This window comes from Nocardia brasiliensis, from assembly GCF_042691675.1.
Classification (GTDB): domain Bacteria; phylum Actinomycetota; class Actinomycetes; order Mycobacteriales; family Mycobacteriaceae; genus Nocardia; species Nocardia brasiliensis_D.
In genome coordinates, this window is the sequence record NZ_CP170507.1 from 5,295,090 (window position 1) to 5,310,195 (window position 15,106).

Consider the following 15,106-nt stretch of genomic DNA (forward strand, 5'->3'; position numbering starts at 1 on the left):
CCACAACGAAGCAACGGCGGTCAGCGGAGGGTGGTGATCCAGCGGCGGGTGTGCGCGGGGTCGATCACGTCATCCAGTTCGAGGACGGTGGCGGCGGTGAGCGCTTTGCCGTTGGCGTAGGCGAGGGTGACCAGGTTGTCGAAGGCTTCCTGGCGGGCGACCGGATCCTCGATGGCAGCCAGTTCCTTGGCGAAGCCGAGGCGGACCGCGCCTTCCAGGCCCATGCCGCCGATTTCACCGGTAGGCCAGGCGATGACGAAGCGGGGAGCACGGAAGGAGCCCGCGGCCATGGCTTGAGCGCCGAGGCCGTAGCCCTTGCGGAGGATTATGGTGCCCCACGGAACAGACAGCGCGGCGGCGTCGATGAAGAGGCGGCTGAATTTGGTGACGGCGGCGTCCTTTTCCGCCTCGGGGCCGACCATGAAACCCGGTGTGTCGCAGAGAGACACGATGGGTAGGCCGTTGGCGTCGCAGAGGCGTAGGAAGCTGCTGAGTTTGTCGGCGGCGGGTGCATCGATGGCACCGCCGAGGTGATGACAGTTGTTGGCGATGAGGCCGTAGGGACGGCCTTCGACACGGACCAGGGCGGTGACGATGCCGACCGCCCAGTCGCGGCGCAACTCGAGCACCGAATCGAGATCGGCGACGGCCTCGATTGCGGCGCGGATGTCGAACGCGTGCAGCCGATTCTCCGGGACAACATGGCGAGACAGGCGCGGATCCGGGGCGGCCCAATCATCCACCAGCCCTTGGAAGTAGGCGAGATAGCGCTGGGCAACGCGGACGGCTTCGGCTTCGTCGGCGGCCACGATGTGCACGACACCGTTGCGGCGCTGCACGTCGATCGGGCCGATGTCCTCGGGGGCGTAGACGCCGAGCCCGCCGCCTTCGATCATGGCGGGCCCGCCCATGCCGATATTCGCGTCGGGGGTGGCGATGACGACGTCGCACATGCCGAGCAGAGCGGCGTTGCCCGCGAAGCAGCGGCCGGAGACGATGCCGACCAACGGGACTCGGCCGGACAGCGCGCCCATCGCGCGGAAGGTGGTGACGTCCAGGCCGGAGATACCGCTGTAGTCGGTGTCGCCGGGGCGGCCGCCGCCGCCCTCGGTGAAGAAGACCACCGGAAGCTGTTGTTCGCGGGCCAGTTCGAGCATGCGGTCGGTCTTGGCGTGATTACGCATTCCCTGGGTTCCCGCCAAAACGGTGTAGTCATAGGACATTACGACTACCCGGCTACGGTCGGTGCCGAAGCGGTCGACGTTGATGGTGGCGACTCCGCCGATCAAGCCGTCGGCCGGAGTGTTGGCGATCAGGTCCTCTTGACCGCGGCGCAGTCGTTGCGCGGCGACCGCCAGTGCGCCGTATTCGATGAAGCTGTCGTCGTCGACCAGGTCGGCGATGTTCTCGCGGGCGGTGCGCCTGCCGAGTCGATGACGTTTGGCGACGGCGGTGGGGCGGGACTCGTCGAGACCGATACGGTGGCGGTCGCGCACCTCGGCGAGGTCGGGGCGGACAGCATCGAGGTCGACTGCCGTGATGTCGGCGACGAGTCCGTCGTGGTCGGCTTCGGTCCAGACGAGCAGGGGCGTATGCGGGTCCACCGTGGTGCCAGGTGCCGCGACGTGCCGTCGGATACGCAGCGGTTGTTCGGCACGCAGCACGTGCTGCATCTTCATGGCTTCCAGGACCGCGACTTCGGCACCGGCCGCGACGACGGTGCCCGGTTCGACCAGGCTGACCACCGTGCCGCCCATGGGTGAACGCAGCGTTTGTTCATCGTCTTGCAGGACGACGGAATCGGTGATGACGGCGTCGGCAGGCTGCTCCAGGTGCGGAGCGGGCACATAATCGATTGCTCGCGTGACGATTTCGTCCAGATTCTGTTCGAACCACGAGGTCGACACGGTGGTGCCGTCCGAGAGTCCATCGATGGTCGCCCGCAGCAATGCCGCGTTCGTATCGACACCGACCACAACAATTTCGGCCAACGCATCAGCACAACGGCGCAGGGCCGCCGCATACGACGGCGCGTGGGTGATTACCTTCGCCAGCAGCGAATCGAACTGTGCCCCTTGCCGCATCCCGATATACGCGGCGGTGTCGACCCGCACCCCCACGCCGGTCGGCGCAGCGAACTGTGCGACAGTCCCGGTACTCGGCAGCACATCCCCACTCGCGGTGACGATTTCGGCGTTCACCCGCGCCTGCACGGCGTAGCCACGCGGTGCACCGGCCGGAAGATCGAGGTCCGTGAGAGTGCACCCGCGCGCCAGATCCAGCTGGATCGCCACGAGATCGACACCCATCACCGCCTCGGTGACCGTGTGCTCGACTTGCAGACGCGGATTCACCTCCAGGAACCAGGCATCCTCGGCCCGCACCAGGAACTCGACGGTGATCACGCCGCGACAGCCGACCGACTCGGCGAGCCGAACAGCATCGTTGTGCAGCCGGTCCCGCAGCGCCGCACTGAGATTCGGTGCGGGCGCCACTTCGATCAATTTCTGCTGCCGCCGCTGCACACTGCAATCCCGGTCGCCGACGGCAACCGCACGTACACCGTCCGCGACCACCTGCACCTCGATGTGCCGCGCATCGTCCACCAACGCTTCGCCATACACCGTGTCATCGCCGAACCCCGCCAGCGCCTCCGCCCGACAACGCGCATACGCCTCCCCCAGCGCCGCCGGGTCCCGCACCACCCGCATCCCACGCCCGCCGCCCCCGGCCGCCGCCTTCACCATCACCCCATCCGGGTGCGCGGCAAGCAGTCCGGCAATCTCGGCCACCTCCGCGCCCGCCGACGTAGCCGCCAACACCCGCACCCCGGCCCGCGCCGCCGCCGCACGGGCGGCAACCTTGTCACCGAATGTCCGCAGCACCTCCGCCCCCGGCCCCACGAACACCAGCTGAGCCGCCGCACAGGCGGAAGCGAGATCCGCACTCTCACTGAGGAACCCATACCCCGGATGCACCAACGCCCCCACCCCCGCCTTACCCGCCGCCGCCACGACCGCGTTCACATCCAGGTACGCGGCAGCACCAACCCCGGGAAGCTGGACAACATCATCCGCCAGCCGAACATGCAGCGCATCCCGCTCCTCAGCAGTACACACCGCCAACGTCCCCCACCCCCGCTCCCGAACCCCCCGCAAAACCCGAACCGCCACCTCACCCCGGTTCACCACAACCACGCGCATCCAGCCAGTCTCCCGCACCCGCGCCGAACGGGACATCGCTGAGCGAAACACCGAGTAAACCCTCAACTAAGTCCCACTCGGCAACGACCCAAGCCGCCGAGCCGGGCGAACGGGGGGTCAGGCGGTGCGGGCTGTCTCTAGGGGTCGGCCCGTGGTGGTGTCGGCTGCGGTGGTGAAGGTGAGGACGCCGTCTTCGATGGGGCCCTTGCGGAGCATTTTGCGATCGCGGAAGTAGTTGTTGATGACCTTCCAGGGGCCGCGGGTGCCTTGGCGGGGCATGACGGCGTCGCCGCGCTGGATGTAGCCGGAGGTCAGGGCGCCGCCCATGACGGAGTCGGGCGAGCGGTCGGCTTCCTCGGCGACGGCGACCATGCGGGTGTAGCCGTGCGTTTTCATGTGGTTGAGGATTCGGCAGAAGTATTCGGCGGCGAGATCTGCCTTCAGCGTCCAGGAGGCGTTCGTGTAGCCGAGCACCATCAGTGCGTTGGGGACGCCGTCGAGCAGCGCGCCCTTGTAGACGACGCGGTCGCGGGTGACCACCGGTTCACCGTCCAGCTCGAGGGTGGCGCCACCGAGCATCTGCACGCGCAGGCCGGTCGCGCTGATCACGATGTCGGCGGGTAGTTCCTCGCCCGAGGCCAGGCGGATGCCGGTCTCGGTGAAGGTGTCGATGCGGTCGGTGACGATGGACGCCTTGCCGCTGCGCAGCACCTTGAACAGGTCACCGTTCGGCACGACACACAGCCGCTGGTCCCACGGGTTGTAGGACGGCGTGAAGTGCCGCATGTCGATGTCCTTGCCGAGCTGCATCCGCACCGCACCGAGCAACAGCTTGCGGGCCGCCTCGGGGTTGGTGCGGGACAGCTGAAAACTGGCGCGCTGCAACGCGATATTGCGCGCCCGACCGGCCCGGTAGGCCAGCTTCGCGGGCACCCTGGCCAGCTTCAGGCCGACCGCGACCGGATCGTCGGCGGGCAGTGCGGTGATGTAGGTCGGCGACCGCTGCAGCATGGTGACATGCGCGGCGTCCTCGCTCATCGCGGGAATCAAGGTGATCGCGGTCGCGCCACTGCCGATCACGACCACCCGCTTGCCGCGGTAGTCGAGATCTTCCGGCCAGTGCTGCGGGTGCACGATCTGCCCGCCGAAATCGGCCTCGCCGGGGAATTCCGGTCGGTAGCCGTTGTCGTAGTCGTAGTAGCCGGTGCAGCCGACCAGGAAGTTGCTGGTGAAGGTCTCGACGGCGCCGGTCTGCTCGTCGAGCGCCTCGACGGTCCAGATTCCCGCCGCGCTGGACCAGCGGGCCGTGGTGACCTTGCGGCCGAAGTGGATGTGCTGCGTGACGCCGTATTCGTTGGCCGTGTCCTCGACGTACTGGCGAATGTGCGGGCCGTCGGCGAGCACCTTGGTGCCGACCCACGGGCGGAAACCGTAGCCGAAGGTGTACATGTCCGAGTCGGAACGAATGCCGGGGTAGCGGAAAAGGTCCCAGGTGCCGCCGATGGCGGTGCGCCGCTCCAGGATCGCGTAGCTGCGCCCGGTCTGCTCGCGGGTGAGATGGCAGGCCATACCGATTCCGGATAGCCCGGCGCCGATGATCAGTACGTCGACATGCCGCGTCATTGAGGAACTCGTTTCGTCTGGTCACGCCTCGATCACCTTCGATCGAGGGCTCCCATCGAGGTTACGTGTTATTCCAGGTTACGTCTAGTCGAGTTTGCTCACATCATGCTGGGCGGCGATGTCCAATTAAAACCGCACTGGTTCCAAACGGTGACTCCCGCGGCCCACGCGCACACCATGGATAACTGCGGCGCACTCAGCGGCGGCCGCGGATCCTGTCCCCTACCTGAGGTGTTGCGTGTCATCAATTGCCTTGGAGCCGATGCCCGTTCGGGCTCGATCGGCGGCCCGATGGCGACCACGCAAGACGTGGTTGCGGATAGTCAGCCCGCTGGTCATCGTCGTGGGATGGCAGCTCGCCAGCGCCGGCGGCGTGCTGCCGGAGCGGTTGCTGGCCTCGCCGGTAACGATTGCGCGGACCACCTGGGAACTTATCCAGGAAGGAACGTTGCAGGAGGCGATCACGGTATCGCTCGGCCGCGCCGCGACCGGCTTCGTGATCGGCGCCGTGCTGGGCATCGGCCTCGCCGTGCTCGCCGGACTGAGCACGGTCGGCGAATACATCGTCGATCCACCGATGCAGATGTTGCGCACGGTGCCGTTCTACGGTCTGATCCCGCTGCTCATCCTGTGGTTCGGGATCGGTGAGCTACCCAAGGTGGTGCTGGTCGCGTTCGGTGCGGCGATTCCGTTGTACCTCAATACTTTCGCCGGTATCCGCGGGGTGGACAGCAAGCTCGCCGAGCTCGCCGAGGTGCAGCAGCTCGGCCGGGTCGCCCTCATCGGGCACATCGTATTGCCCGGTGCGCTGCCGCAGATCCTGGTCGGCCTGCGCCAGTCGCTGGGTATCGCCTGGCTGGCGTTGATCGTCGCCGAGCAGGTCAATGCCGATGCGGGGCTGGGCTTCCTGATCAACGACGCCCGCGAATTCCTGCGCACCGACGTGATCGTGGTCGGCCTGCTCGTGTACTGCGTGCTCGGCCTGCTGACCGACGCATTCGTCCGATTGATCGAGCGGAAGGCACTGGCGTGGCGACGCGGATTCCTGGGACAGTGATCACCGAACCACGGACGGCGACACACACTTCCGTCGACGCCGCACTGGCAACGACCGAGCAGCATTCGGCGGCAACGATTTCCGCGGACGCAGCGGAAGGAACCGCGGTTGCCCGGGTGCGCGGCCTCGTCCGCGACTTCGACGGCCGACGCGTCCTCGACGGTCTCGATCTCGACATCGCACCAGGCGAATTCGTCGCCTTGCTCGGTCGCAGCGGCTCGGGCAAGTCCACCTTGCTCCGTGCACTGGCGGGTCTCGATCGCGGCGTCCAGGGCGAGCTGACCACCCGGGGCACGATTGCCGTCGCCTTCCAGGAACCACGCCTCGTCCCATGGAAGCGGGTGCTGGCCAACGTTTTTCTCGGCCTCCGGCACGCCGACCCCAAGGCCGCGGCCCGTGCCGCGCTGGCCGAGGTCGGCCTGGCGGAACGCGCGAACGCCTGGCCGCTCACCCTCTCCGGCGGCGAAGCACAACGAGCCAGCCTGGCCCGCGCCCTGGTCCGCGAGCCGGACCTGCTGCTGCTCGACGAGCCCTTCAGCGCCCTCGACGCGCTCACCCGGATCACCATCCACCGTCTCGTCATCGACCTGTGGCAGCGCCGCCGTCCCGGTGTCCTGCTGGTCACCCACGACGTCGACGAGGCGCTGCGGCTGGCCGATCGGGTGCTGGTGCTCGGCGACGGCCGCATCGCGCACGAGTCACGCATCGATCTGCCGCGCCCGCGCCGCAATGACCACCCGCACCTGCTCTCGCTGCACGACATCTTGCTCGCCGAACTCGGCGTGGCACCGGAAGGAACCGAATGAAAGCCGGCAGGCTGCTCCTCGCAACGGCTCTCGCGCTGGTCGCGACGATCGGCACAGCCTGCGGATCCGACAAGTCCGACGATGCGGCCGTCCGCGCCGACGGTTCGATCGACCTGTCCCAGGTCACGGTGCGCGCGGGCGATCAGAAGGGCACCGGCCTGCAAGCGCTGCTCACCGCGGCCGGTGAACTGGCCACAACGCCCTACAAGATCACCTGGTCGCAATACCAATCCGGCCCGCCGATGCTGGAGGCGATCAACGCGGGCGCGGTCGATCTCGGCGGCGTCGGCAACGCACCGCCGGTCTTCGCGGCGGCGGCCAAGTCCGCCATCAAGATCGTCAGCGCCTACCAGGCGGGCAAAGCGGGCCAGGGCATCGTGGTGCCCAAGGAGTCACCACTACGGACCCCGGAAGAGTTGCGCGGCAAGAAGATCGCCGTCGCCAAGGGTAGCTCGGCGCACGCCCACCTGCTCGCCGTGCTGAGCAAGGCGGGGATCACCTGGGACGAGATCGAGCCGCAATACTTGCAGCCGCCGGACGCGCTGGCCGCGCTGTCCACCGGCCGAGTCGACGCGTGGGCGATCTGGGACCCGTACACCGCCCAGGCCGAGCAGCAGTCGAACGCGCGAATCCTGGTGGACGGCAACGGGTATGTGACCGGCGATGCGTTCTACGTCGCCGGTGCCAAGGCCCTCGGCAACAAGGCGACCGCCGCCGCGCTGCGCGACCTGCTCGCCCGCATCGCACGGGCGCACGCCTGGGTCAACGAACACCCCGAGCAGTGGGCGAAAACCTATGCCGAACTGACCGGCCTGCCCTATGACGTCATCCTCGCCGTCGTCGAGCGCGGCCCGTACCACGACCATCAGCTCGACGCCGCCACCATCGCCGCCGAGCAGGGTGTCGCGGACGCGTTCGCCGACGCCGGGCTCATCCCGCGCAAGGTGACCATCTCGGACTACACCGACACCCGCTTCAACGACCTGTTTCCCCCGGCCTCCTGAGGAGTTGGCTCTCCATGACCCTGTCATTCCACTGGTTCCTGCCCACCTACGGTGACTCGCGCGGCCTGGTCGCGGGCGGGCACGGCACCTTCATGTCCGGCGACCGCCCCGCGACGCTGCGCTACCTGAACCAGATCGGCGCGGCCGCCGAGGACAACGGCTTCGAGGCCGTGCTCACCCCGACCGGCGCCTGGTGCGAGGACGCCTGGCTCACCACGGCGATGCTGGTCGACACCACCGAGACGTTGAAGTTCCTGGTGGCGCTGCGCCCCGGCCTGGTCAGCCCGACGCTGGCGGCGCAGATGGCGGGCACCTTCCAACGGCATTCGCAGGGCAGGCTGCTGCTGAACGTGGTGACCGGCGGCGAATCGCACGAACAGCAGGCCTACGGCGACTTCCTGGACAAGGAACAGCGCTACACGCGCACCGGCGAATTCCTGCACGTGGTGCGCGAACTATGGAACTCGCACGAGCCGATCACCTTCGAGGGCGAGCACATCCACGTCCGCGACGCCCTGCTGAGCAACCGGCCCGACCCGATCCCGCCGGTGTTCTTCGGCGGCTCCTCCGCGCCCGCCGGACCGGTCGCGGCCCGCTACGCCGACACCTACCTGACCTGGGGTGAACCGCTGCTCGCGGTGAGCAGGAAGCTGGAGTGGATCCGCCGCCTGGCCGTCGACCAGGGCCGCATCCTCGACTACGGCCTGCGCATCCATGTGATCAGCCGCGACACCGCCGAGGAGGCCTGGGCCGAGGCCGACCGGCTGCTGCAGGGTATCGATCCCGCCGATATCGAGCGAGTGCAGGCGAGCCTGGCCCGCAGCGAGTCCGAGGGGCAGCGGCGCATGTCCGAACTACACGGCGGCAGCACCGACCGGCTGGAGATCGCGCCCAACCTGTGGGCCGGGGTCGGCCTGGTGCGCGGCGGCGCGGGCACGGCGCTGGTCGGTTCGCACGACGAGGTCGCCGAGCGGTTGGTCGAGTACGCGAAGCTGGGCATCGACCACTTCATCCTGTCCGGCTACCCGCATCTCGAGGAGGCGTACTGGTTCGGCGAGGGTGTGCTGCCGATCCTGGAGCGCAAGGGCCTGTGGCGGCATCCGTCCCGTCCGGTCGCCGCACCGGTCTCGACGCCCTTCGCGGCCTCGTCCAGCAGCTGAGCCACTTGGTCGAACACTGCGGCTACCGTTGGTTTCCCCAGTTCACCCCCCAGTTAACGGCGATTGACTCACTACGACAACAATGGACTGTCGGTCCGGCCCTCAGGCGGGACCCTGGACGAGTTCATAAGGGAGTCATGACCACCCCAGCCGCTCAGCGATGGCGCCGCCGCCTGCCCGATACCGCGATGACCGACGGAGCACCGACGCTGGCGCGCAGGCTCGGCCGGATCGACCTCACGGCGATGGGTGTCGGCACCATCGTCGGCGCGGGCATCTTCGTGATCACCGGTGTGGCCGCGGCGGAGAAGGCCGGGCCATCGATCGTCCTGTCGTTCATGCTGGCGGGGACAGTGTGCGTACTCGTCGCGCTCTGCTACAGCGAACTGGCGGCGATGGTGCCGGTATCCGGCAGCGCTTACACCTACACGTACGCGACGCTCGGCGAAGGGCCCGCGTTCCTGGTCGGCTGGAATCTGTTGCTGGAGTTCGTGATCGCGGGCGCCGCGGTGGCGATCGGCTGGTCCGGGACCACGGTGTCGGCGCTGGATTCGATGTTCGGCATCACGATTCCGAAGGTCCTCGCGGCGGGTCCGACCGAGGGCGGCATCGTCAATTTGCCGGCGATGCTGATCATCTGCGCAATCGTCGCGGTGCTGGTCGGCGAGGTATCGCTGACCGCGCGGATCACCAAGGTGCTGGTCGGTGTGACGATCGGCGTGCTGGTGCTGGTGGTCGCGGTCGGCGCGCCGCATATCGAGGTCGGCAATTGGACTCCGTTCGCGCCCTTCGGTGTCAGCGGCATCATCGGCGGTGCCGCGATCGCGTTCTTCGCGTTCCTCGGCTTCGATGTGGTCGCCGCCTCGGCCGAGGAGGCGCGCAACCCGCGCCGGGACATCCCGTTCGCCATCATCGGCACGGTGCTCATCGCGACCGTGCTCTATGCCCTGGTCAGCGCCGTGCTCACGGGTATCGCGCCGTTCGCGACGCTCAACAACGGGGCGCCGATCGCGACCGCGTTCGAGGGGCTGCACATCGGCTGGATCGGCAACGTCATCGTGCTCGCCTCGATCGTCGCGTTGACCAAGGGTCTGCTGATGATCGTCTACGCGCAGGTGCGGCTGATGTTCGCGATGTGCCGAGATCGGTTGCTGCCCTTCGGTCTCGCGCAGACCGGCAAGCGGTCCACGCCCGTGCGGCTGACGCTGCTGCTCGGCGCGGTCGGTGCGGCGATCGCCGGGCTGCTGCCGATCGACATCGTGGTGGAGCTGGTGAATATCGGGGCACTCTCCGCGTTCGCGGTGGTGTGCGTCGGCGTGCTGGTGTTGCGCAGGGCCGAGCCAGAGCGGGAGCGGCCGTTCCGCACCCCATTCGTTCCGGTGGTACCGGTGCTCGCGCTCATCGGATGTGTGTTGCTCGCGACCACGTTGGACGGGCTCACCTGGGTGCGCTTCGCGATCTGGGTGGCGGTCGGTCTGGCCGTCTACTTCGGATACGGCCGCAAACGCTCCACGCTTGCCCCGGCTGCCGTGGGTTAGCAGCGGAACCGACCCGCAGGGGTCGGGATATCTCACATATGACATGGAATCCATTGCGTCCCATGCGTGTCTTCGGCAGGCTCACAGCAGCCGAACGCACTGGGTGAGGCCAGATGAAGGGACGATGACCGATGTCGGACGACGAGAAGAAGATCCGGGTGCTGATCGAGCGGTGGGCCGCCGCCGTGCACGCGGGTGACCTGGACACCGTGCTCGCCGACCACGCGCCCGACATCGTCATGTTCGACGTGCCGCCGCCGGACGAGGGCCTGCGCGGCATCGACGCCTACCAGGCGGCCTGGCCCGGTTTCTTCGAGTGGCAGGCGCAGGGCGCGACATTCGAGATCGTCTCGCTCGACGTCACCGCGGGTACCGACGTGGCATTCGCGCACGCCCTGCTGCTGTGTGGCACGGCCGACGACTTCGCGAAGGATCCGGGACGCCGGTTGCGGCTCACCCTCGGCCTGCGCAAGGAGAACGGCCGGTGGATCGTGGCGCACGAGCACCACTCGTTCCCCGACGCCAGCCTGCCCGCCGTCTGACCGACCCTCGCCCAGCGCGGCCCCGGATGCGGCGGTAGCAGAGCATCGAGCGGTACCCACCTTGACGTGCCAGTCGCCGACCGGACTTCAGTACTGGAGTGCTAGGCGCGGATAGTGCTGCGGCGGGAGGTGTTCCAGGGGTGGCGGTTTCTAGCGTCGGGGCATGCTCACAACACAATTCGGCGCGGAGCTCGTGGAGCAGCCGTCGGCGCGGCATCGCCGCGGCATCGCGGCTACCCGGCTGCATCGCCCGCTGACCTGGATGACGTTCACGATGGCGGCGCTGACCGGCGTCGCCCTGGTGGGGATGCTCGTCGACGACCGGATGCTGCTCGGCGAGTCGGTCTGGCTGAAACCGATGAAGTTCGGTTTCGCGTTCGCGCTCTACGGGCTCACCCTGGCGTGGCTGCTGTCGTTGCCGCACAAGGGAAGCCGGGCGACTTGGTGGCTGGGCACGGTGTTCGCGGTGACCGGATTTCTCGATGTCGGCTTCATCGCCGTGCAAGCGGCGCGTGGCACGTTCAGTCATTTCAACAACTTCGACACCGACCCCGTCAATGCGATCGGGCAGCAGATCTTCATGTCCGGTGTGCCCGGGCTGTTTCTCGCGAATCTGGTCATCGTGGTGATCCTGTCGTGGCAGCGCCTGGTCGACCGGCCGACGACGCGCGCGATTCACTTCGGGTTGGCCCTGGCCGTCACCGGAATGGCCATGGGCTATCTGATGGGTTACACCGGTAAGCAGCTCGTGCGCGACGCCGACGGGAAGGTAGTCGAACTGATCGCGGGCCACACCGTCCTCGACCCCGCGAGCCGCGACCTCTCGCCCCGCGACGCCGCGCCGGGCATGCCGATCACCCACTGGAGCACGATCGGCGGTGACCTGCGGGTGCCGCACTTCGTCGGATTGCACGGCATCCAAGTGCTGCTGCTCGCCGTTGTCGTACTGGCCTGGCTGGCCCCGCGCTACCCCTGGCTGCGCGCCGAACGCATCCGCACCGCCGTCATCGGTGTGCTCGGCCTCGGCTACACCGGGCTCTTGGCCATCGTGTTCTTCCAGGCGATGTGCGCCCAGTCGCTCGTCCACCCGGACAGCACCACCCTGGCCGCGTTCGCCGGACTCACCGCGGGTGTCGCTGCGCTGCTGGCTTCCGTGTACTGGAAAGGTCGCGCCGCTGTGCGGCGTGCGAAGGCTCTGTGACCACCCGGGTCAGCGCAGGCGTTCGGCGTCGCGGGTGAGTTCGACCAGGGTTTTGCCGAGGGTGGCCAGTTCCTCGGTGCTCGCGCCCTCTTCGATGGCGATGGCGACGTCCTCGGCGGCGCAGCGGGCGGCGAACCAGCGGTCGGCCAGGTCGGCGGCCTCCTGGGCGCTGAGCACGACGGAGTCGTCCGGAATCCCGGTTCCTTTGAGGCTGTTGCGGTGCTCGTAGGCGCGTTGGCGACAGGACTGGCGGCAGTATCGGCGACGACGCCCGGCCTCCGACTCCACGATCTCCCGGCCACACCACAGACAGGACAGCAAGCGCCGCGACATGACGCAGAACCTTAATGCTTCGACGGCGCGAAGCGGCTCAGCGACCCCCGCGAACCGCCGGACGGCGGGCGCGGCGAAGTCGGCACGCCGTTGGCACTACAATGGAACGGTTCCGCGGCCCGTCGGGAACTATCGGCGCAGGCCCGTTCGTTGCACATAAGGTCCAGCGAGCACCAGACGCTCGTACGGTCGCAGCAACAAGACTCGAGCACACAGGGAGAGGCACACCATGGCAGATCGCGTACTCCGGGGCAGTCGGCTCGGAGCGGTGAGCTACGAGACCGATCGCGACCACGACCTGGCTCCGCGTCGGATCGCCCGGTACCGCACCGACAACGGTGAAGAATTCGACGTCCCGTTCGCCGACGACGCCGAGATCCCCCCGACGTGGCTGTGCCGCAACGGTCAGGAAGGCATGCTGATCGAAGGCACCACCGTCGAGACCAAGAAGGTCAAGCCGCCGCGCACGCACTGGGACATGCTGCTGGAGCGCCGCAGCAAGGAAGAGCTCGAGGAACTCCTCAAGGAGCGCCTCGACCTCCTCAAGTCCCGCCGCCGCGTCTAGCCGACCCCGAAAAGGCCGCCTTCGTCGAAGGCGGCCTTTCGCATGGTCAGTGGCTGGCGACCTTGCGGTAGCGGAGTAGGGCCAGTGGGACGGCGATGGCGAGGATGGCGAGGGAGCAGCCGACGGCGTATTCGACGCAATGGTCGGCGGCCCAGCCGGTGGCGGGGGCGAAACTGGGTGGGGCGCTGTTGTCGAACAGTTTGCGGCCCGCGGCGGAGACGGCGGTGATCGGGTTCCACTCCGCGATCGTGCGCAGCGGACCGGGCAGGGTTTCGGCGGAGATGAAGGCCGAGGAGATGAACGACAGCGGGAACAGCCAGATCAGGCCCGCACTCTGCGCTACCTCGACATTCGGTGACATCAGCCCGGTCAACGCGCCGACCCAGGACATGGCGAAGGCGAACAGCAGGATCACACCGAAAGCGAGTGCGGCATCGGCGATTCCGCCGTTGATACGCCAGCCGACCACATAACCGCAGCCGACCATCACGGCGACGCTGAGGACATTGACCACCAAATCGGACAGGGTGCGCCCCATCAGCACCGCGAGCCGCGACATCGGCAGCGTTCGCATCCGGTCGATGATTCCCTTCTGCAAGTCACCGGCCAGGCCGACGGTGGTGAACGCCGCATTGAAAGCGACTGTCTGCGTGAAGATCCCGGCCAGCAGGAATTCCCGGTACTGACTGCCACCCAGCGAAGCCCCGAAAATGTAGGCGAACAGGAACACGAACATCAGCGGCTGAATCGTCGCGGTCACCAGCAGGGTGGGCACCCGCAAAATGGTCAGCAGATTGCGGTAGGCGACGATCGCGCTGTCCCGGAAGATCCGCAGCCTCGGTCCCGAATCGAACTGGACCACTTGCGTTTTCGGGACATCGACGACAGCGGTCACGACTCCACCTCGCTGACGCTCGGCTCCGCCGTGCCCGCTGGGGCGGCTCTGCTTATGGTTCGCTCGCTACGCTCGCTCACGACTCCACCTCGCTGACGCTCGGCTCCGCCGTGACCGAGCGATGCTCGGCTGTGTCTATGGTTCGCTCGCTACGCTCGCTCACGACAAAATCTCCTCTTGTACGTCATCGGTTTCTGGCTGCCGGTCCGCCGCGCGGGCGGTGGTACCGGTGAGGGACAGGAATACGTCGTCGAGGCTCGGACGGTGCACATTGGCGTCCACCACGCACACACCCGCGTCGTCGAGCCTGCGCAGTGCCTCGACCATGGTGCGCGAGCCGTCGCCGACCACGATCGACGCCTCGTCGGTGCCCGCCTCGTGGCTCGGCTCGCCGATACCGACCTGCGCGAGCACGGCCAGGGCGGGCTCCACGTCCTGTCCGGCGGCGAGGGTGACGGTGAGCCGGTCGCCGCCGATGGACATCTTCAGCTCATCCGCGGAGCCACGCGCGATCACCCGTCCGCGGTCGATGACGGTGATCCGGTCCGCGAGCAGGTCGGCTTCTTCCAGGTACTGGGTGGTGAGCAGCACGGTGGTGCCGTCGTCGACCAGCTCGCCGATGACGCGCCACATGTCGAGCCTGCCGCGCGGATCGAGTCCGGTGGTCGGCTCGTCCAGCACCACCACCGCGGGCCGGGCCACCAGCGCGCCCGCCAGGTCGAGCCGCCGCGCCATGCCCCCGGAGTAGGTACCCGCCCTGCGGTGCGCCGCGTGGTCCAATCCGAGCGCCGTCAACAGGTCCGATGCCCGCGCGGCGGCCTGGCGCTGCGACATCCCGTACAGGCGGGCGACCATCCGCAGGTTCTCGTAGCCGGACAGGTTCGCGTCGACCGCGGCGTACTGACCGGACAGGCCGATCCGCCGCCGCGCCGCCCCGGGATTGCGCAGCACATCCACCCCGGCCACCCGAACCGATCCCGCGCACGGGCGCAGCAGAGTGGTGACGATGCGGACGGTCGTCGTCTTGCCCGCACCGTTGGGCCCGAGTAGACCCATCACCGTTCCGGTCGGTATCTGCAGGTCGATCTGGTCGAGCACCCGGATCTTGCCGTAGTTCTTGACCAGGCCCAGTACTTCCACTGCCAAGCTCACCGCGTCACCTCCACGCACTCCCCCGTC

At 67.9% G+C, this 15,106-nt stretch carries 13 protein-coding genes; 8 read left to right on the forward strand and 5 right to left on the reverse strand.

The features are described 5' to 3' along the window. Positions 1–20: 20 nt before the first annotated feature. Complete coding sequence (locus tag ACFK0J_RS24325; protein ID WP_378731019.1) at positions 21–3,203, reverse strand: carboxyl transferase domain-containing protein; 3,183 nt, start codon at positions 3,201–3,203, stop codon at positions 21–23. A 117-nt stretch (positions 3,204–3,320) separates the two neighbouring features. Continuing rightward, positions 3,321–4,826, reverse strand: coding sequence for a flavin-containing monooxygenase (locus ACFK0J_RS24330; protein ID WP_378731021.1), 1,506 nt, complete (start codon positions 4,824–4,826; stop codon positions 3,321–3,323). A 262-nt stretch (positions 4,827–5,088) separates the two neighbouring features. On the opposite strand from ACFK0J_RS24330, the gene ACFK0J_RS24335 reads away from it, so the two are divergent. The 7 genes from ACFK0J_RS24335 to ACFK0J_RS24365 all read left to right on the forward strand — a co-directional run bounded on the left by ACFK0J_RS24335 (position 5,089) and on the right by ACFK0J_RS24365 (position 12,134). After that, a complete protein-coding gene (locus tag ACFK0J_RS24335; RefSeq protein WP_378731023.1) occupies positions 5,089–5,883 on the forward strand; it encodes an ABC transporter permease in 795 nt (264 codons plus the stop codon). Positions 5,884–5,960: 77 nt separating this feature from the next. Beyond that, positions 5,961–6,689, forward strand: a complete 729-nt coding sequence (locus tag ACFK0J_RS24340; protein WP_378742979.1) for an ABC transporter ATP-binding protein — start codon at positions 5,961–5,963, stop codon at positions 6,687–6,689. Beyond that, entirely contained in the window at positions 6,686–7,693 is a 1,008-nt protein-coding gene (locus ACFK0J_RS24345) for an ABC transporter substrate-binding protein (protein ID WP_378731025.1), read from the forward strand. The genes ACFK0J_RS24340 and ACFK0J_RS24345 overlap by 4 nt, the downstream gene beginning before the upstream one ends. A 14-nt stretch (positions 7,694–7,707) precedes the next feature. Beyond that, positions 7,708–8,853 carry an LLM class flavin-dependent oxidoreductase gene (locus ACFK0J_RS24350; RefSeq protein WP_378731027.1) on the forward strand — a complete coding sequence of 382 codons (1,146 nt, stop codon included), beginning with the start codon at positions 7,708–7,710 and terminating at the stop codon, positions 8,851–8,853. 137 nt (positions 8,854–8,990) lie between these two features. After that, the gene (locus tag ACFK0J_RS24355; protein WP_378731029.1) at positions 8,991–10,391 is read left to right on the forward strand and encodes an amino acid permease; all 1,401 of its coding nucleotides are present in this window, start codon (positions 8,991–8,993) and stop codon (positions 10,389–10,391) included. Positions 10,392–10,522: 131 nt separating this feature from the next. Further along, positions 10,523–10,933 (forward strand): YybH family protein, encoded by a 411-nt coding sequence (locus ACFK0J_RS24360; protein ID WP_378731031.1) that lies wholly within the window; start codon positions 10,523–10,525, stop codon positions 10,931–10,933. A gap of 163 nt (positions 10,934–11,096) precedes the next feature. Beyond that, positions 11,097–12,134 carry a hypothetical protein gene (locus ACFK0J_RS24365; RefSeq protein ID WP_378731032.1) on the forward strand — a complete coding sequence of 346 codons (1,038 nt, stop codon included), beginning with the start codon at positions 11,097–11,099 and terminating at the stop codon, positions 12,132–12,134. A 9-nt stretch (positions 12,135–12,143) separates the two neighbouring features. Here the strand turns inward: ACFK0J_RS24365 and ACFK0J_RS24370 are convergent, their stop codons facing one another. Beyond that, positions 12,144–12,467 carry a hypothetical protein gene (locus tag ACFK0J_RS24370; protein ID WP_218469839.1) on the reverse strand — a complete coding sequence of 108 codons (324 nt, stop codon included), beginning with the start codon at positions 12,465–12,467 and terminating at the stop codon, positions 12,144–12,146. A 229-nt stretch (positions 12,468–12,696) separates the two neighbouring features. Between ACFK0J_RS24370 and ACFK0J_RS24375 the strand changes: the two genes are divergently transcribed. Continuing rightward, positions 12,697–13,032, forward strand: coding sequence for an RNA polymerase-binding protein RbpA (locus ACFK0J_RS24375; RefSeq protein ID WP_378731034.1), 336 nt, complete (start codon positions 12,697–12,699; stop codon positions 13,030–13,032). A gap of 46 nt (positions 13,033–13,078) precedes the next feature. On the opposite strand, the gene ACFK0J_RS24380 is transcribed toward ACFK0J_RS24375, so the two are convergent. Together ACFK0J_RS24380 and ACFK0J_RS24385 are read right to left on the reverse strand one after the other, a co-directional pair. Then, entirely contained in the window at positions 13,079–13,861 is a 783-nt protein-coding gene (locus ACFK0J_RS24380) for an ABC transporter permease (RefSeq protein WP_378742981.1), read from the reverse strand. A 225-nt stretch (positions 13,862–14,086) separates the two neighbouring features. Continuing rightward, positions 14,087–15,079 (reverse strand): ATP-binding cassette domain-containing protein, encoded by a 993-nt coding sequence (locus tag ACFK0J_RS24385; RefSeq protein WP_378731036.1) that lies wholly within the window; start codon positions 15,077–15,079, stop codon positions 14,087–14,089. Positions 15,080–15,106: the final 27 nt, after the last annotated feature.